The sequence below is a fragment of the Arenibacter algicola genome (genome assembly GCF_000733925.1).
Lineage (GTDB): Bacteria > Bacteroidota > Bacteroidia > Flavobacteriales > Flavobacteriaceae > Arenibacter > Arenibacter algicola.
Window position 1 is genome coordinate 1,365,537 of record NZ_JPOO01000003.1, and the last position, 19,090, is coordinate 1,384,626.

A 19,090-nucleotide genomic window follows, 5' to 3' on the forward strand; every position below is an offset into this window, starting at 1 on the left:
TCTTATATTTGGCCTGCAATGAAAAACATGGTATCAAATACTTGGTGGTGGAGCAACTTACGAAAAACATCGTGAGCAAAGCATCATTGTAGTATAACTATATAAAAGGCTTGTCATCACGACAAGCCTTTTTTTCGTTTATCATAGAAATCAAAGAACCAATTGGCAGAGAGTAGCAATTAAAAGAATTATCATGAAATACCAGTTAGTATCACATCACAAAAAAATACTTGCAGACACCATCACCCCTGTGAGTGTTTATTTAAAAATTAGAGATCGTTTCCCCAATAGTATTCTGCTGGAAAGTAGTGACTACCATGCCAATGATAATAGTTTTTCCTATATATGCTGCAACCCCATCGCTTCCATAAAAGTAGAAAACGAGACGGTCACCAAGCAGTACCCGGACGGGTCCATTGAGAAAACTAGTATCGGCCCACAAACGGACATCCCTGGTATTTTACATGATTTTAGCCAAAGATTTGAATCCCAGAACAACAACTTTAAATTTATAAACAATGGTTTGTTCGGATATATGGCCTATGATGCAGTGAGGTATTTTGAAGACATAGACATTTCCAAAAAGGAAAACAGCATATCCATTCCGGACATCTACTATGCCGTTTATCAAAATATAGTGGCCATAAACCATTTTAAAAACGAGGCCTATATTTTTGCGCACTGCTTTGAATCCGAGAATAATATTGGGGAAATAGAACAAATTCTCAGCGCCAAAAACTTTGCCTCCTATAATTTCTCCAAAGAGGGAAATCCAATATCCAATCTAAAGGACGAGGACTATAAAGAGCATGTAGAATTGGCGAAAAAACATTGTAATAGAGGCGATGTTTTCCAATTGGTATTATCCAGAAGGTTCTCCCAAGAATTTAAGGGCGATGAATTTAACGTATATAGGGCCCTAAGATCTATAAACCCATCCCCGTATTTGTTCTATTTTGATTATGGGGATTTCAAAATTTTTGGAAGTTCTCCCGAAGCCCAATTAATAGTAAAGGATGGCAAAGCGGAAATTCACCCCATTGCAGGAACCTTTAAAAGAACGGGGAATGATGAACAGGATGCTGAATTGGCCAAAAAATTAAAAATAGATGACAAGGAGAACAGCGAACACGTTATGTTGGTGGACCTTGCAAGAAACGACTTGAGTCGCAACGGTACCATGGTAAGAGTGGAAAATTACAGGGAGGTACAATTCTTTTCACATGTAATACATTTGGTCTCCAAGGTAACCGGACTAAAGAAAAAAGACATCCCTACTATGAAAGTTGTCGCCGACACCTTTCCTGCAGGCACCTTAAGTGGCGCTCCAAAACACATGGCCATGCAACTTATTGAGAAATACGAAAAAACCAGTAGGGGCTATTACGGCGGGGCCATAGGGTTTATGGATTTCAACGGAAACTTTAACCATGCCATTATGATCAGAACCTTTTTAAGTAAAAATCATCAATTGCATTACCAGGCGGGAGCCGGTTTGGTGGCCGCTTCAAATCCTGATAACGAACTTCAGGAAACTTACAATAAATTGGGAGCCCTTACCAAAGCCCTGGAAATCGCAGAAACTATATAATAACACCAATTAATTTGCCTCGTCCTTTACTTATCGCGGCAGATGGACAGATCAATATAAATGTTCAAAAGAGAACATCAATAGTATGAAAGAGAATACAGATAAAAAAACAAACACCAAATCCTTGGGCAAAGAAGAAGGAAAGTCCATATTGGTAATTGACAATTACGATAGTTTTACCTACAACCTTGTCCATTATTTGGAGGATCTGGATTGCACCGTAACCGTCAAAAGAAATGATCAAATAAGTTTGGAAGAAATAGAGGCTTATGACAAGATTGTTCTTTCTCCAGGTCCAGGAATCCCTGAAGAAGCAGGTCTTCTCAAAGAAATTATAGCCATGTACGCACCTTCAAAAAGTATTTTTGGAGTATGTCTGGGGCAACAGGCCATTGCGGAGGTATTTGGAGGATCATTGGTCAATATAGACCAGGTCTACCACGGAATAGCTACCAAAATAAATATTGTAAAAGATGATATTCTTTTTGAGGGCTTACCTCAAGAAATTGAGGTGGGTCGTTATCACTCTTGGGTAGTAGACCCAGTACTTCCAGAAGTATTGGAAGCTACCTCCTTTGATGAGAATGGACAGGTCATGTCACTGCGCCACAAAGTCTTTGATGTAAGTGCAGTACAGTTTCATCCCGAATCGGTCTTGACTCCTCATGGCAAGAAAATTTTGGAGAACTGGGTGACCTCCCCTAACCGCTAATAAGGTGGGGAACTAATAAAATGCTGATAGACAAAGAATAATTATAACCAAAAAAACCCTTGTATTGTAAGAGGGTTTGAGAGAGAGAGACTTATGAAAGATATTTTAAACAAACTGATCAATCACGATGTACTTCCAAAAGAGGATGCAAAACAGGTTTTGGTCAATATTGCCAAAGGAGATTACAACACAAGTCAGATTGCCGCCTTTTTAACAGTATATATGATGCGCAGCGTTACTATAGAAGAATTGGAAGGTTTTAGGGATGCCCTGTTGGAGCTTTGTTTGGCGGTAGACCTATCACAATACAACCCCATAGATCTATGTGGTACAGGTGGTGACGGCAAGGACACCTTCAACATCTCTACTTTGGCCAGTTTTGTTACAGCAGGGGCAGATGTTAAGGTAACAAAACACGGCAACTATGGCGTATCCTCAAAATGTGGCAGCAGTAATGTTATGGAATTCTTGGGCATTAAATTCAGTAATGAGGTTGGATTTCTTGAAAAATGTATAGACGAAGCAGGTATTTGTGTGCTACATGCCCCGTTATTTCACCCAGCCATGAAAAATGTGGCTCCTATTCGTAGGGAATTGGGCGTAAAAACTTTTTTTAATATGTTGGGCCCAATGGTGAACCCAGCCTTCCCCAAGAACCAAATGGTAGGAGTTTTTAATTTGGAACTGGCAAGAATGTACGGTTATCTGTACCAGAAGACCGATAAGAACTTTACCGTATTGCATGCCTTGGATGGTTACGATGAAATTTCCTTGACAGGAAATACCAAAACCATTACCAACAAATCCGAGGGGATGTTAAAGCCATCGGATTTTGGTGTTGAAGCCATCTCCGCATCGGAAATAGTGGGTGGAGATAGTATTGAAGAATCCGCACAGGTTTTTCTAAATGTTTTACAAGGGAAAGGTACTACGCCACAAAATAATGTGGTTTGTGCCAATGCGGGTATTGCCATTGCAACAGTTAAAGGGATTAGTCCAAGGGAAGGCTTTGAAGAAGCCAAGGAATCCCTTCTTAGCGGAAGAGGGCTTGCAGCATTAAAAAAATTACAGGCCTTAAGTCAATTATAATCGGCTATACCCAAGCCAACTTTATAGTATCATGAATATACTGGATAAAATAGTTTTGGATAAACGAAAGGAAGTGGATTTAAAAAAATCCATTATCCCGGTTTCCCAGTTGGAAGCTTCCGTATTGTTTCACAGACCCACCGTTTCCTTGGCCAATGCCCTTAGAAGTAGTAATAGTGGAATAATTGCGGAACACAAACGAAGGTCTCCTTCCAAGTCGGTCATAAATCAAAACAATAGTGTCGCCGATGTAGCTGTAGGTTATGAAAAAGCCGGTGCCTGTGGCATGTCGGTCCTAACGGATGGGAAATATTTTGGCGGATCTTTGGACGACCTTTTGTTGGCCAGGGCATCCGTGCAAATGCCTCTGCTTCGCAAGGAATTTATCATTGACGAATACCAATTATTGGAGGCTAAGGCCTATGGGGCAGATGTAATATTATTAATTGCAGCCATATTGACCCGGGCTGAAATTAAGGCTTTATCCGAATTTGCAAAACAATTGTACTTGGATGTACTATTGGAGGTCCATGACGAGGAAGAATTACAGAAATCCATTATGCCCAGTTTGGACATGTTGGGGGTAAACAATAGAAATTTAAAGACTTTTGAAGTAAGCCTAGATACCAGTAAGACTTTATCCAAATTAATTCCGGATGATTTTGTGAAGGTTTCCGAGAGTGGCATAAGTTCTATAGAGGCAATACAAGAGTTAAAACCTTACGGCTATCAAGGCTTCCTTATTGGGGAGAATTTTATGAAAACCGATAATCCCGGACTAAGCGCCCTTCAATTTATTAAATCGATTAAATAAAACAATAGCCATGAAACTGAAAGTGTGTGGAATGAAATTGAATACCTTGGAGGTGGCCACCCTTGATCCAGATTATCTTGGTTTTATATTCTGGGAACCCTCCAAAAGGTATTTTGATGGTAATATTCCCAAATTGCCCGCCTCCATTAAAAAAGTAGGTGTTTTTGTGGACGCTCCCCTTGAAGAAATTAGGAAAAAAGTAAAGGAATACAGTTTACAGGCAGTCCAATTACATGGAAAGGAAAGTCCGGAATTCTGTAGCGACCTAAAAAAATCAACTAGTGATCGTTCAAAAGCTTTAGAGGAAAATAGTCTAGAGATAATCAAAGTCTTCTCCATTAAAGATGATTTTGATTTTAGCAATTTGGCTCCCTATGAAAATGTTTGTGACTTTTTTCTTTTTGACACCAAGGGCAAATTACCTGGAGGCAACGGATTTACCTTCAGTTGGGAAGTGCTAAAAAATTATCCCTCCTCTAAACCCTATTTTCTGAGTGGTGGCATTGGATTGGACGAGATTGAAAAAATAATGGAATTTCAACAAAGACCGGAATCGAAATATTGCCACGCCATTGATGTCAATAGTAAATTTGAATTGGAACCAGGATTAAAGAATATTGATAAATTAAAAGAATTTAAAAAAGTAGTGAGAATTGAGTAGTGATAAACCAATACTCAATACTTTATACTCTGTACTAAATACTAGATTACATAACCATGAATTACAACGTAGACGAAAAGGGATATTACGGAGAATTTGGAGGAGCTTTTATTCCCGAAATGCTTTATCCCAATGTTGAAAACCTTAGACAGCAGTACCTAAAAATAATGGCAGAACCATCCTTTAAAAAGGAATTTGATCAATTATTGAAGGATTATGTTGGTAGACCTTCACCCCTATATTTTGCAAAACGTTTGTCGGAGAAGTACAACACCAAGGTATATTTAAAGCGTGAAGATCTGAATCATACCGGTGCGCATAAGGTAAACAATACCATTGGACAGATCCTTATGGCCAAACGTTTGGGCAAGACCAGGATCATTGCCGAAACGGGTGCCGGTCAACATGGGGTAGCCACTGCCACGGTATGTGCCCTTATGGGAATGGAGTGCATTGTGTACATGGGAGAAATAGATATTGCCAGACAGGCTCCAAATGTTGCCCGTATGAAAATGCTAGGAGCAGAAGTAAGGCCTGCACTGTCCGGAAGTAGAACCTTAAAGGATGCTACCAATGAAGCTATAAGGGATTGGATCAATAATCCTGTGGATACCCATTATATTATTGGCTCTGCCATTGGGCCCCACCCTTACCCTGATATGGTGACCCGATTTCAGTCTATTATTTCCGAAGAAATAAAATGGCAATTAAAAGAAAAAGAAGGTAGGGAAAATCCAGATTACGTTGTAGCCTGTATAGGTGGTGGCAGTAATGCTGCCGGTACCTTCTATCATTTTCTGCACGAAGAGGAAGTAGGCATCATAGCCGTGGAAGCAGCAGGCCTGGGCGTGGATAGCGGAGAAAGTGCCGCAACCTCCGTGCTGGGAAAAATGGGAATAATACATGGCTGCAAAACCTTATTGATGCAAACTACCGATGGACAGATCACGGAACCCTACTCCATTTCTGCGGGACTTGATTATCCAGGGGTTGGCCCAATGCACGCGCATTTATACCAAACGGGCAGGGCAGAATTCATTGCCGTTACGGACGATGAGGCTATGCAGGCGGGAATGGTATTATCCAAATTGGAAGGGATTATTCCGGCCATTGAGTCCTCCCATGCATTTGCAATTCTGGAAACCAGGAAATTCCGACCAGAGGATGTGGTGGTCTTTAATCTCTCAGGACGTGGCGATAAGGATTTGGACACCTACATAAAATATTTTAAGCTGTAAGCTATATATACATTAGCACCCTGGTGGGAATGCAAATAATAAAATTAGAATGAACAGAATACATCAAAAATTACAGGAAGACAAAAAAATATTGTCCATTTATTTTACCGCGGGCTACCCAACTTTAAACGACACGGTAAAAATTATTCAAGATCTTGAAAAAAATGGTGTGGATATGATCGAGATTGGGTTGCCTTTCAGTGATCCATTGGCAGACGGGCCTACCATACAGGCCAGTTCTACCCAAGCCTTGAAGAATGGAATGACCACATCGCTGTTATTTCAGCAGTTGAAAGATATCCGTAAATCGGTTTCCATACCCTTGATACTAATGGGATATTTCAATCCCGTTCTACAATTTGGGGTAGAGGAATTTTGTAAGAAATGTCAGGAAACAGGGATAGACGGACTTATTTTGCCCGATCTGCCATTGGACGTATACCAAGAAGACTATGAAGCCATATTTAAAAAATATGGACTTGTAAATGTTTTCTTGATAACCCCACAAACCAGTGATGCCCGTATCCTTCAAATTGATAAGGCCTCTGACGGATTTATCTATATGGTAAGTTCCGCAAGCGTTACCGGCTCCCAAGATGGTTTCGGAAATAATCAAGAAAGCTACTTTGAGAGAATCGCGGATATGAAATTAAAGAACCCACAGGTGGTTGGCTTTGGGATAAGCAATTCCGAAACCTTTCTGCAAGCTACCAAACAGGCGAAAGGAGCTATTATTGGATCGGCATTTATTAAATTTCTGACACAAAACGGTGTTGGCAAAATTGGGGACTTCGTAAAGGGAATTAGAAAATAAACAAGAGCAATGGAGATTATCAATAATTGGAAAATAGTACTACTATTATGTCTTACCCTTGGTCTGGCACCTTATTTTCCGGAACCCCATATTCTGGGTAAGGTAAAATGGATATTGGGCGGTGCTACGGGAATGAAACCCATGGACTGGTTCGATGTTCTTCTCCACGGATTTCCGTTTGTTCTTCTTATAAGGTTACTGCTCATAAAAGTTCTTAAAAAGTAAGTACTACAGCATTTACGCTGCGTTTTTGGATTCCTGCCTAGGCAGGAATGACATGTAAAAACTAAAAGTACCAACGTTGAAAGAAATTGCAGAGCTTTTGCGCCCATTACTTTAATACTCCTCACGCATTGCTAATTCAGCACCAAAAAACAATGGATTCCTGCCTACGCAGGAATGACAGACTATTTAAACTAAAAATGAATGGGAACAAATCATCCACTAAAGTCTCACAACCAATTAAACGGGAAATTTATTCGGCGAACTTAATTAGATTCCTGCCTGCGCAGGAATGACATTCTAATAAAACTAATTGCTCCTTTAAAACAATTCCACGGATTGAAAAGGGCAAACTTCCTTAATTTATTTTTTTTCAAAGGATAATAAAACCGCTATAAACCATCCAATCATTTTCACGTTGTCATTCCTGCGTAGACAGGAATCCACCGAACTGAAATAGTGTATATTGAAATATGCATTATCTTAATTGGATAATTTGAAAAGTTACCTCCTATTATGAATACAAGGAAAGTCGATCAGGCTTTACCATTACACCTCTTTTAATCTTAGACCTATTACTAAAACAAAGATTTGCTTAATTGGATGATTCTGGCACTTATTGTCATTCCTGCGTAGGCAGGATTCCAATAGACTTGTATACCCTTTTTCCAATTCTTTATTGTTTACTAAAAACGACCTATGAATCGAAATTGGAAACTTCCCTCGATTTCAGCTATACTCCAATAACTACATGATCAGATATTAGAATGCCTTTATTAACACGTTGTCATTCCTGCGCAGGCAGGAATCCATTTTAGCCGTTATTCGGCGTGAACTCAAAAAAGATTTTTTGTGTTTAACAATATTTTCCATGTATTTAGTACCCTGTTATGGTAATGATTGTTCAGTATGTCAATCCTGCGTAGGCATTATCACAATCTACTTTTTGTCTTATTCAAACAATAGTAAATCAACTTAAAATAAAATAATTGCGGTATTATTGTCATTCCTGCGTAGGCAGGAATCCACCGAACTGAAATCGTGTATATTGAAATATGCATTATCTTAATTGGATAACTTGAAAAGTAGGCATTAAAATTACCAGTCGAAATCCTATCATAGGGGGTACAATATGCACAAAACAATTCATCAATATTACGTCTATATTCTAACCAACAAAAAGAATGGCACCCTATATATCGGAATGACCTACGATTTACAGCGAAGAATTTATGAGCATAAGAACAAATTAATTGACGGTTTCACCAAAAAGTACAATTTGGTTAGACTGGTTTATTTTGAAAATCATCAATTTGTTGAAGACGCCATAAGAAGGGAGAAAAATCTTAAAAAGTGGAAACGCGACTGGAAAATCAACCTAATTTCAAAAGATAATCCCCAATGGCAAGACCTTGCATCCAATTGGTACGATCAATAATGGATTCCTGCCTACGCAGGAATGACAGACTATTTAAACTAAAAATGAATGGGAACAAATCATCCACTAAAGTCTCACAACCAATTAAACGGGAAATTTATTCGGCGAACTTAATTAGATTCCTGCCTGCGCAGGAATGACATGCCGACTGAACGCAACAGCAAAAGGGTATAAATTCTCAGAAAAAGGTAATTAAACACTGAAAATATAGGATTGACCCATATACCTAATGACCACTGCCTGCACAGAAATTACACATGGCAAAGACGGGTCTAAAGCTGTTATTTTTTACTTTTTTGCCCCGCGAAATAATTAACTGCCGATAGGATGAATATCCAAATTTAACATCTACCTTTAGTATAGCAAACCATTGATTATCCGCTCCTTGAATACCTTAAAAAAGTAGTTGCCCCCTGAATAAGATGAATATCTAAATTGTCATTAATATAAATGTCATGAAAACAATTCGCTTACTTCTTGCATTACTACTTGTCAGTTCCGTTTTGGTGGGACAGACTAAAGAATTTTCCAAGGATTATTTTTTACAGAAGAGTAAAAAACAAAAAACTGCCGCTTGGATTTTACTAGGTGGAGGAACGGCAATGGCTGCTGGAGGATTCGCTATATTTGATCCCAGCTGGGATAGTGGATCCGATAGTACCACGGACATAGCAGGCGTTATCGGCACGGTCGGATTTTTTACCAGTTTAGCCAGTATTCCCTATTTCATAAGTGCCGGCAAAAATAAGAAGACAGCCATGTCCATTACATTTGACTATAAGCCTATTTATTTATCCGGAGACAACTTGGTTTCAACAAAAGCGCATCCAACGCTTACCTTAAGAATTAAACTTTGAGCCTTAACATTCCCTAACAAAGGTTTAATAAGGCATTAACGGTATTTCAGGGATAGTTTTATTAAGTTGGGTATGAACCTTAAAACTTAATAAGAATGGGAATTATAAATGATAAGAGAAAGTTTAAAAGAAAAGTAGAACAATCAAATCCCACCAATCCTACCGGGAATACCAATGTCGACACAAATGAATTCGACATTGAAAAAGACACTATAAAGGATCAACAGAACAAGCATTAATATATAGCTGAGTAGTTCCATGAACTAAAACATGTTGGAATACTCTTAGAAAAATTCTTTATACTGTAAAACCCTGAAATCGATTGTGTTGAATTCAGGGTTTTCGTCTTTCATCCTTTTGTACTTCTCCAAGCTTCCAACGGCCCTGTTGGCCGCTCCGGAAGGTGCGGTCAGGGACACTGTTTTAATAATTCTCTCCTTTTTGATCCTTGACTTTACTATAGTTTTGGACGAAGTTTCCAAATTGGCACACGGAAGAACGAATTGATGTACACGGGGTACCTCATTGGAAACCGGTTCCAGGCTTATTCCATGTTCCTTGAGATATTTTCTGAAAAAATACTCTGGACCATTTTTACTATTTCCCCCTGTAAACAGCAAGGTATCCACTTTGGGGTATCGTTTAATATAACCCAACATATCCCTCAATAAAATGTTTTCCATCCCCAAGTCCGAAGCATCGATCTTGGAACGTTCTGCACTTTGTACTATATCGCAAATCCCTACTTTTCGCTCTTTAAGAAAATCCATGCGCTGCCTAATGGCTTTTTCTGTAGTTTCAAAATCTAAATTGAGCTCAAAAATTCGATCTAAAATGGGCCACAATTGGCCATCCCGACTGCCGTAACAAAAATTTACATCCCCCTCCTTTAAATCACCAAAGGTAAATCTGGGAGGTGGCAGGGTCCCAACGATGAGCTTGGTGGCATCCTGAAATAAAAAGGGTTCGTAGGGATGTGTATGCAAGAACATATTGTAAGTATTCATGAATATAAATGGCTTTGCGCCTACAAAGGTAAACAGACAAAACAAAAAGTTGCAGGGATAGGCCCAACAATCGGCAAATTCCCTGCAACTACAATATTAATTAAGCTTTGCTATTTATTTTAATACCACGACCAAATCCTCGGAATTCACTAGGGAACCTCCATTAAGTTGTACCCTATCAACAATACCCTCTTCCGTGGCAGTAACCGTTGTTTCCATTTTCATGGCTTCTATAACAAATAAGGGCTGGTTCTTTTTCACTTCCTGGTTTTTCTTCACCAAAACACTGGACAACAACCCCTGCAATGGGGCACCTATCTGCTTAGGATCGGAAGTATCCGCCTTAACATTTTCAACCTTGTCCACTTTAACGGATTTATCCTTTATGATTACATTTCGCAATTGTCCGTTTACCTTAAAGTATATGCTAACGTTACCAGCTTCATCCGGCTCGCCCTTGAGCATAAGGGAAACAAGTATGTTTTTACCCCTGTCCAACTCCACAATAATCTCTTCCCCAATTTCCATCCCATAAAAGAAATTCTTGGTCGGGATATTAACCACATTGCCGTATTTTACATGATGATTATAGGCGTCCGTGAAAACTTTTGGGTATAATTTATAGGAAAGGAAATCGGTTATAAGTAGCTCACGCCCCATTCCTGAACTGAATTTTCTTTTGAAGGCATTAAATTCCTTATCAAAATCTATAGGTTCCAAATGTGCATTGGGTCTATCCGTAAACGGTTTTTCATCCTTCAGAACAATTTTCTGAAGCTTAGCAGGGAAACCTCCAACGGGTTGTCCCAATTCCCCCTTAAAGAACCCGATTACAGATTGGGGAAATGAAATACTGTCCCCTCTTTCCAGAACATCCTCCGCCGTAAGTCCGTTACTGATCATATATTGTGCCATGTCCCCTACTACTTTGGAACTAGGGGTTACTTTTACAATATCGCCAAACAGTTTATTTACTTCACTATACATCTTGGTAACCTCGGGAAATTTATCCTCCAATCCCAAAGCTATGGCCTGCCCTTTAAGGTTGGAATACTGTCCGCCAGGTATTTCATGACTGTATACCTCTCCAGTACCCGACTTTAATCCAGACTCAAAGGTATAATAGTAGCTACGGACCGTTTCCCAATAATTGGAATATTCGGCCAATTTTTCAGTATTCAAATTATTCTGGCGTTCGTTAAAACGCAACATCTCTACCACCGAATTAAAGTTGGGCTGGGAAGTAAGCCCGGACAATCCGCCCAAGGCAACATCCACCACATCCACCCCGGCCTCTATAGCCTTTAGGTACATTGCCGATTGGGTAGAGGAGGTATCGTGGGTATGTAGATGTATAGGGATATTAATTTCCGATTTTAAGGCGGAAATCAACTCATAAGCGGCATAAGGCTTTAACAATCCTGCCATATCCTTAACTCCCAAAATATGTGCCCCCGCATTTTCAATATCCTTGGCCAATTGCACATAATATTTAAGGTCGTACTTTGTTTTGGAAGGATCCAAAATATCCCCTGTATAACAAATGGAGCCTTCGGCCAGACCCCCGGTTTTGGTACGTACATACTCAATACATGGGGCAAGGGATTTCATCCAGTTGAGCGAATCAAATATTCGAAAAACATCTACTCCGGACTTATATGATTCCTCTACAAACCGCTCTATCAAATTATCGGGGTAAGCAGTATAACCCACACCATTGGAGCCCCTTATCAACATCTGTAACAATACATTGGGCATGGCCTTACGCAATAGTTCCAAACGCTCCCAAGGATTTTCCTGTAAAAATCTAAGGCAGACATCAAATGTGGCACCTCCCCAGACTTCCATACTAAAAATTTCCGGGTGGTTCTTGGCATAACCCTCGGCCACTTTCAACATATCCACTGTTCGCATACGCGTGGCCAACAAACTTTGATGGGCATCGCGCATGGTAGTATCCGTAAAATGAACCTTTTTTTCATTCTTAAGCCACTGTGCAAATTGTTCCGGTCCCAATTCCGTTAGTAGGTCCTTTGTACCCTTTGGGTAACCTTCGAACTTAGCGAAAGAAGGTACTTTTGGTTTGGAAAAAACATGATCCTTATCCAACTTCTTCACATCAGGATTCCCGTTAACAATAATTTCTCCCAGAAACTCGACCAATTTATTGGCACGGTTCCTTGGTTCCACAAACTTGAAGAGTTCCGGTTCGTTCTTAATAAAATTTACGGTGACCTTGCCTTCCCTAAAGGTAGGATGCTTTAGAATGTTGTCCAGGAAGGCCATGTTGGTCTTGACACCACGGATACGAAATTCTGCCAGCGCCCTCCGCATTTTTCTACAGGATCCGTCCAAAGTTCTACTGATAGCAGATACCTTGACCAGCATGGAATCGAAAAATGGCGATATGGCCACCCCCTGATAAATACTACCGGCATCCAGCCTAATCCCCAAACCGGAGGCACTTCTGTAAGTGGTAACTACACCATAATCAGGTTTGAAATCGTTGCCCGGATCCTCGGTGGTTATCCTACATTGCAGCGCATAGCCCGTAACTATCACAGAAGCTTGATCTTGGATCTTAATTTGTTTATCAGATAGTTTATACCCTCCAGCTATAAAGAGTTGTGCCTTGACCAGGTCGATATTGGTGATCATTTCGGTCACCGTATGCTCTACCTGGATCCTTGGGTTTACTTCAATAAAATAAATACTACCATCATCATCTACCAAAAATTCTACCGTTCCTATATTATTATAGTCTACGGCCCTACAAATATCTATGGCGTACTTATATAGGTTATCCTTAGTTTCCTGAGGCAGGCCAATGGAAGGAGCAAACTCTATAACCTTCTGGTAACGGCGTTGTACAGAACAATCACGTTCATACAAGTGTACTATATTGCCATGGGTATCTGCTACGATCTGAATTTCTATATGCTTGGGGTTTTCCACAAATTTTTCCAGGAAAACCGTATCATCACCAAAAGCATTAAGGGATTCCCTTTTTGCTTCCGGAAAACCTTTTTTAAGTTCATCCTCGGTACGGATCACCCTCATTCCACGTCCGCCACCACCTGAAGCAGCTTTTAACATTAAGGGATAACCTATCTCTTTAGCTTCGGTTAGAGCGATATCTATATCGGTCAAATCCTTATCACTACTTCTTATGATTGGTATATTATTGGCAACAGCAACATCCTTGGCAGTTATCTTATCCCCCAAAGCCTTTAGGACCGATACCTTTGGGCCAACGAAAATAATACCGTTGTCATCACATTTTTGGGCGAATTTGGCATTCTCGGACAGGAAACCATATCCGGGGTGTATGGCATCCACATTATTGTCCTTAGCAACCTTGATAAGGGCGTCCATATCCAAATAGGGCTTTAAGGGCTCATTGTCCTCCCCTATCTGATAACTTTCATCGGCCTTATAACGATGTAGGGAATAACGGTCTTCGTAAGTATATACCCCTACCGTCTTAATTCCTATTTCTACACATGCCCTAAATATACGTATGGCAATCTCGCCCCTATTTGCTACTAATACCTTTTTTATTTTCAACCTATTACGTTTTTAGAATTACTCAATATTTAACATAATTTCACAATTCTACAAACTTAGCATATTAGGGTTAGGTCGCCAATATGTTAAAAGTAAATCTTTTAGGAAATTTGTTACAAATCCAAATTATGGGTCCATTGTGTTTCTATTTGAAACTTGCCAATAAGATATTAATATTTTAACTTTAAAAAAGATAAAAACTAGACAAAATGGGAAAAGGTGATAAAAAATCTAAAAGAGGAAAAATTATTAACGGTACCTACGGAACAAGGCGTAAACGAAAAATTAAAAAAAGACCTACTATAGAAGAAAAAATAAGTCCGGGCAAGAAAAAATAAGGGTGATTTTTATAGAAACTTAGTCCACAACAAAATTCAAGACAACAACCCCCTCTTCGGAGATACTTAGGCCATAGGTATAAAATCCATTTTCCAATGGTGTTTCACCTACAAAATCTATAGGCTGAAAAACGTAATTCTCTTCACCTACCGTTATATTAATATAGGCATAGGAATAAGCTGTTTCATATTCCAGATATCCGGAATATTCTTCAGGTCCAATATTTTCATGGATCATTTCGTCACTACCCACCTGCACGGTATCGAATGTAACACTGCTTTCATTTTTAATCCTGATGTTCACTCCATCCAGATTGTCATCCCTATCCGAACAACCAATAAACACAGTAGCAATCAAAAATAATAAAGCGAATTGTTTCATATCAATCTCAATTAAGTAGTAGGACTTATTTGAAAATAACGCTTTTTTTTTGGAAATATTCTATCGGATGAACACTGGTTGATTTTCCTTTAGGGTATGTTCCTTACTGTATAGATAGCCATCCCCGTTAAACCCCTTAACATCCTCTAAGGTTTTGGCGTCCGTATCCAAAATATAACGCACCATAGTTCCCCTAGCTTTTTTGGCGAAAAAACTTATAATCTTTAAATTATCATTCTTCCAGTCCTTGAATATTGGAGTAATTACAGGTACTTTAAGCTGCTTTTCGTCTACGGCATTAAAATATTCATTGCTTGCCAGATTAAGAAAAAGTTCCTTGTCCTGCAATTCCGAATTTAGATAATCGGTAATCTGCTTTTTCCAAAATTCGTATAAATTCTTTTTGCGTCCTATCTTTAATTGTGTCCCCATTTCCAAGCGATAGGGCTGCATTAGATCCAAAGGCTTTAAAACACCGTACAAGCCGGACAATATTCTTAGTTTCTCCTGAAGGCTTTCCAATTTATCCGCTGCAAGGGTATAGGCATCCAGACCCTGGTAAACATCACCGTTAAAAGCATAAATCGCCGGCCTGGCATTTTCCGCTGTAAAGGGAACCGAGAACTGCTGGTTCCTTTCCCAATTCAATTCTGCAAGATTGGCCGAAATGCCCATTAATTCGGATAAGGCCTTGGGCTTTTTCTTGGCCAGAACCTTGTTCAGCTGTTCGGCCTCCTTTAAAAAATAGGGTTGCGAGAATTCCTTGGTGGGCAATTTACTTTCAAAATCCAAAGATTTTGCAGGTGATATTACTATTTTCATACTTGTTGGGATCTTTTTAAAGAATTAGACCAAAAATAATGGCTGAACATTAAATTACCTAAGCCTTTAAAATCTTGTTATCAATATCGGTATAAACGAAACCTATTCTGCTTGACTATGCTTGGCGTATTGCTTCCATTTTTCAATGCAATTGGCCATGTCCTCTGGAACCTCGGAGTCGAACCTCATAAATTCACCTGAAACGGGATGTACAAACCCCAAGGTCTTTGCATGCAGAGCCTGTCTAGGTAAAATTTTAAAGGCGTTATCTACAAATTGCTTATATTTTGTAAAAGTGGTCCCCTTTAAAACTTTTTCCCCACCATACCGCTCATCGTTGAACAAGGTATGGCCAATATGCCTTAAATGAACCCTTATCTGATGCGTTCTACCCGTTTCCAGGGTACAGGAAAGTAGTGTTACATATCCAAAGCGTTCAAGAACCTTGTAGTGGGTAACCGCTTCCTTGCCTTGCTCCCCGTCCGGAAAAACATGCATCTGCAATCTGTTTTTAGGATTGCGGCCAATGTGCCCCTCAATGGTTCCCTCCTCTTCTTCCACATTGCCCCAGACCAATGCTATATATTCGCGTTCGCTGGACTTTTCAAAAAACTGCTTGGCCAGATGCGTCATTGCAGCTTCCGTTTTTGCCACTACCAAGAGGCCCGAGGTATCCTTATCAATTCTATGTACCAGTCCCGGACGTTCATCACTGTTCTTAGGCAAATTGTCAAAATGATAGATCAGGGCGTTGATCAAGGTACCTGAATAATTTCCATGCCCGGGATGGACCACCATCCCGGCTGGTTTGTTCACGACCAAAAGAACATCATCCTCATAGACAATATCCAAAGGTATATTCTCTGGTGTAAGTAAATTTTCATGGGGTGGATGCGCAAACATGACCCGGATATGGTCACCTGCCTTTACCTTGTAATTTTGTTTTACCGCTGCCCCGTTTACCCAGACATTTCCATCCCTGGCGGCCTGCTGGATTTTATTTCGTGTTGCGTTTTCAATGAAATTCATTAAAAACTTATCTATCCTTAAAGGATCCTGACCTTTGGAAGCCTTAAAACTATGATGCTCAAAAAGTTCCTCCTCATTTAATTCAAAATCATCCTGTACTTCCATAATTATTCGGACTCTGCCTTTACTTCTGCTCTTGAGGTAATATTACCGTTGCCGCATATCAACTCTATCTTTGAGGTTTTTGGCAGCTTGTCACCTGGGACAATATATTTTCCTTTATACTTAATATTGTAGACCATATCCTTTCCCAATTCGTCCACATAGGTAACCCTTTCTACCTCCAAGCCCACTGCCTTTAGCATAGAGCTCGCATTTCTTTGGGTAACTTGGATAATATTGGGTATGGTGACTTTTTTATATCCGGATGGATTAACGGTAATGTAAATTTTCCTGTTCTCCTTAACCTTGCTACCGGCCCGCGGAGTTTGGTCTATAATGGAAAACCGAGGATATGTTGGATTGTAGTTGGCGGAATCCAACACTTCATATCTAAGCTGTGATTGATCAATAATCGACCTCATTTCCGTCACCGACAATTTTGATAGATCGGGAACCTCCACAAACTTACCGTGATTGGTAGTGGCCTTTAAATACTGCATTGCACCAACTACCAACAAAACAGAAACCACTAATGCCAGCACCAACTGAATCAAAAAAGATTTACTCGTTAAAAAATTAAAAAAATTTCGCATAGTACATTTTCTTGTGCCACAAAGATAGAAAACCGGACGCTTTTTCTTTACTTTGAATGCATGTTATTTGATTATTGCTTTTAGCTGTCAGATAGCTTTAAAATAAGCCTGATTAATTATGGCTATTTTACAGCTCAATTGCAGGCAATAACTCTTATTACTTGGTATTGGCATTTTAAAAAAATTATTTCTATCGAATGAAAAAAAATATTGCGATTATAATGGGCGGCTACTCCAGCGAGTACAAGATTTCCTTAATTAGTGGAGGTGTAGTATGCGATTATTTGGACAAGGAAAAATTCAACGCCTACAGAATACATATTTTCAAGAACAAATGGGTCTATGTTGACGCTGATCAAAAGGAATACCCTGTGAACAGGCATGATTTTACCGTTAACCTAGCCGCCGAAACTATAAAATTCGATTGCGTATTCAATGCAATTCACGGTTCACCCGGGGAGGATGGACTAATGCAGGCCTATTTTGAACTGATCGGGATCCCGCAAACTGCCTGCGATTACTACCAAGCCTCTTTGACGTTCAACAAACGTGACCTGCTGAGTGTTCTGAAGCCATATGGCATAAAATCGGCACCTTCATATTATATTAATTTGGGGGACCCAATTGACGAAGATGGGATAATAGCAAAAGTAGGATTGCCCTGTTTTGTAAAGGCCAATAAGGCCGGAAGCAGTTTTGGCATTTCCAAAGTCTACAAAAAGGAAGAATTACCCAAGGCCATTGAAAATGCCTTTAAGGAGGACAATGAAATACTTATAGAATCTTTTTTAAACGGAACCGAGGTTTCGGTAGGGGTTATCAAATACAAAGGAGAGACCAAGGTGTTGCCGATTACTGAAATTGTATCGGAAAACGATTTTTTTGATTATGAGGCCAAATACGAAGGTAAATCCCAAGAAATAACACCGGCAAGAATAACTAAGGAACAGGAACGAAAAGTGAACCAAATAGCACAAAAAGCCTATGAAGTGTTAAAAATGAAGGGTTTTTCAAGAAGTGAATTCATTTTTGTAAATGATGAACCTTTTATGCTGGAAATGAATACTACACCTGGCCTTACTACAGAAAGTATTTTGCCCCAGCAAGCAAAAATAGCTGGTATTTCCCTTTCTGAACTATTTGAAAGTGCCATTTGGGAAGCTTTGGAAGAAAAGAATTAATTTTAATACCATACCCGCTTACCATATAATGGGTATTTTAGTTAACTATTAGTTTCCGGCTACTTGTTAAGCCTATGGAGATTGACAACTTTAATTTTGAAAAATGAAGAAAAGACGTGCTATTTTTCCAGGTTCTTTTGACCCTTTAACCTTAGGCCATTATGATATTATTAAAAGGGGAATAACCCTTTTTGATGAACTAATCATTGCCATAGGGGTAAATACCGATAAAAAATACATGTTCACTCTCGAGGAGCGCAAAAGATTTATTTCCGATGCATTTAAGGATGAACCACAAATAACCGTTTTAACCTATCAGGGACTAACGGTTGACTTTTGCAAAAAAGTTAATGCAGGCTTTATACTAAGAGGCCTTAGAAATCCAGGGGATTTTGAATTTGAAAAGGCAATAGCCCATACCAACCGTAAGCTTTCCGAAATAGAAACCGTTTTCCTGCTGACCTCTTCCGGCAAATCCTACATTAGTTCCTCCATTGTTAGGGATGTCATTAGAAACGGAGGTGACTACTCCGGCTTGGTACCTGATTCGGTTAGGACTAAATAAAATAAACCCTTGCCATTATCCTCCAAGAAACCAAGGGCAAATATGGCAAAATCATATAATTTCCTCTG

General features: G+C 39.5%; 20 protein-coding genes. 14 read left to right on the top strand and 6 right to left on the bottom strand.

From position 1 onward, the window contains the following. Nucleotides 1-193: 193 nt before the first annotated feature. The 11 genes from U735_RS0116310 (at nt 194) to U735_RS25785 (ending at nt 9,675) form a co-directional block, all read left to right on the top strand. Nucleotides 194-1,591: an anthranilate synthase component I family protein gene (locus U735_RS0116310; protein WP_031444847.1), complete on the top strand. Its 1,398-nt coding sequence runs from the start codon at nt 194-196 to the stop codon at nt 1,589-1,591. 85 nt (nt 1,592-1,676) lie between these two features. Beyond that, nucleotides 1,677-2,303 carry an anthranilate synthase component II gene (locus U735_RS0116315; RefSeq protein WP_051892188.1) on the top strand — a complete coding sequence of 209 codons (627 nt, stop codon included), beginning with the start codon at nt 1,677-1,679 and terminating at the stop codon, nt 2,301-2,303. A 93-nt stretch (nt 2,304-2,396) separates the two neighbouring features. Continuing rightward, nucleotides 2,397-3,392, top strand: a complete 996-nt coding sequence (gene trpD, locus U735_RS0116320) for an anthranilate phosphoribosyltransferase (RefSeq protein ID WP_031444849.1) — start codon at nt 2,397-2,399, stop codon at nt 3,390-3,392. A gap of 31 nt (nt 3,393-3,423) precedes the next feature. Then, nucleotides 3,424-4,206 (top strand): indole-3-glycerol phosphate synthase TrpC, encoded by a 783-nt coding sequence (trpC, locus tag U735_RS0116325; protein ID WP_031444850.1) that lies wholly within the window; start codon nt 3,424-3,426, stop codon nt 4,204-4,206. A 10-nt stretch (nt 4,207-4,216) separates the two neighbouring features. Beyond that, nucleotides 4,217-4,867, top strand: coding sequence for a phosphoribosylanthranilate isomerase (locus U735_RS0116330; RefSeq protein ID WP_031444851.1), 651 nt, complete (start codon nt 4,217-4,219; stop codon nt 4,865-4,867). 56 nt (nt 4,868-4,923) lie between these two features. Continuing rightward, on the top strand, nt 4,924-6,105 hold the full coding sequence (trpB, locus tag U735_RS0116335; protein ID WP_031444852.1) for a tryptophan synthase subunit beta: 1,182 nt from the start codon (nt 4,924-4,926) through the stop codon (nt 6,103-6,105). 49 nt (nt 6,106-6,154) lie between these two features. Then, nucleotides 6,155-6,919, top strand: coding sequence for a tryptophan synthase subunit alpha (gene trpA, locus U735_RS0116340; protein WP_031444853.1), 765 nt, complete (start codon nt 6,155-6,157; stop codon nt 6,917-6,919). Between the two features lie 9 nt (nt 6,920-6,928). After that, nucleotides 6,929-7,144, top strand: a complete 216-nt coding sequence (locus U735_RS0116345; protein WP_031444854.1) for a hypothetical protein — start codon at nt 6,929-6,931, stop codon at nt 7,142-7,144. Between the two features lie 1,129 nt (nt 7,145-8,273). After that, entirely contained in the window at nt 8,274-8,579 is a 306-nt protein-coding gene (locus U735_RS0116350; protein ID WP_031444855.1) for a GIY-YIG nuclease family protein, read from the top strand. A 455-nt stretch (nt 8,580-9,034) separates the two neighbouring features. Continuing rightward, entirely contained in the window at nt 9,035-9,436 is a 402-nt protein-coding gene (locus U735_RS0116355; RefSeq protein ID WP_031444856.1) for a hypothetical protein, read from the top strand. 95 nt (nt 9,437-9,531) lie between these two features. Beyond that, nucleotides 9,532-9,675 carry a hypothetical protein gene (locus U735_RS25785; protein ID WP_180994009.1) on the top strand — a complete coding sequence of 48 codons (144 nt, stop codon included), beginning with the start codon at nt 9,532-9,534 and terminating at the stop codon, nt 9,673-9,675. A 45-nt stretch (nt 9,676-9,720) separates the two neighbouring features. On the opposite strand, the gene U735_RS0116365 is transcribed toward U735_RS25785, so the two are convergent. Next, complete coding sequence (locus U735_RS0116365; RefSeq protein WP_031444857.1) at nt 9,721-10,428, bottom strand: uracil-DNA glycosylase family protein; 708 nt, start codon at nt 10,426-10,428, stop codon at nt 9,721-9,723. Between the two features lie 129 nt (nt 10,429-10,557). Beyond that, nucleotides 10,558-14,010, bottom strand: coding sequence for a pyruvate carboxylase (locus U735_RS0116370; RefSeq protein WP_031444858.1), 3,453 nt, complete (start codon nt 14,008-14,010; stop codon nt 10,558-10,560). 209 nt (nt 14,011-14,219) lie between these two features. On the opposite strand from U735_RS0116370, the gene U735_RS25355 reads away from it, so the two are divergent. Then, entirely contained in the window at nt 14,220-14,348 is a 129-nt protein-coding gene (locus tag U735_RS25355; RefSeq protein ID WP_069858977.1) for a 30S ribosomal protein THX, read from the top strand. A gap of 19 nt (nt 14,349-14,367) precedes the next feature. On the opposite strand, the gene U735_RS0116380 is transcribed toward U735_RS25355, so the two are convergent. The 4 genes from U735_RS0116380 to U735_RS0116395 form a co-directional block, all read right to left on the bottom strand. After that, nucleotides 14,368-14,730, bottom strand: coding sequence for a hypothetical protein (locus U735_RS0116380; RefSeq protein WP_031444859.1), 363 nt, complete (start codon nt 14,728-14,730; stop codon nt 14,368-14,370). A gap of 60 nt (nt 14,731-14,790) precedes the next feature. Further along, nucleotides 14,791-15,552, bottom strand: a complete 762-nt coding sequence (yaaA, locus tag U735_RS0116385; protein WP_031444860.1) for a peroxide stress protein YaaA — start codon at nt 15,550-15,552, stop codon at nt 14,791-14,793. 102 nt (nt 15,553-15,654) lie between these two features. Next, nucleotides 15,655-16,686 (bottom strand): RluA family pseudouridine synthase, encoded by a 1,032-nt coding sequence (locus tag U735_RS0116390; RefSeq protein ID WP_031444861.1) that lies wholly within the window; start codon nt 16,684-16,686, stop codon nt 15,655-15,657. 2 nt (nt 16,687-16,688) lie between these two features. Beyond that, nucleotides 16,689-17,276, bottom strand: coding sequence for a PASTA domain-containing protein (locus U735_RS0116395; protein WP_031444862.1), 588 nt, complete (start codon nt 17,274-17,276; stop codon nt 16,689-16,691). Between the two features lie 197 nt (nt 17,277-17,473). On the opposite strand from U735_RS0116395, the gene U735_RS0116400 reads away from it, so the two are divergent. Further along, on the top strand, nt 17,474-18,457 hold the full coding sequence (locus tag U735_RS0116400; RefSeq protein WP_031444863.1) for a D-alanine--D-alanine ligase: 984 nt from the start codon (nt 17,474-17,476) through the stop codon (nt 18,455-18,457). 103 nt (nt 18,458-18,560) lie between these two features. Beyond that, on the top strand, nt 18,561-19,022 hold the full coding sequence (gene coaD, locus U735_RS0116405) for a pantetheine-phosphate adenylyltransferase (protein WP_031444864.1): 462 nt from the start codon (nt 18,561-18,563) through the stop codon (nt 19,020-19,022). Nucleotides 19,023-19,090 lie beyond the last annotated feature (68 nt).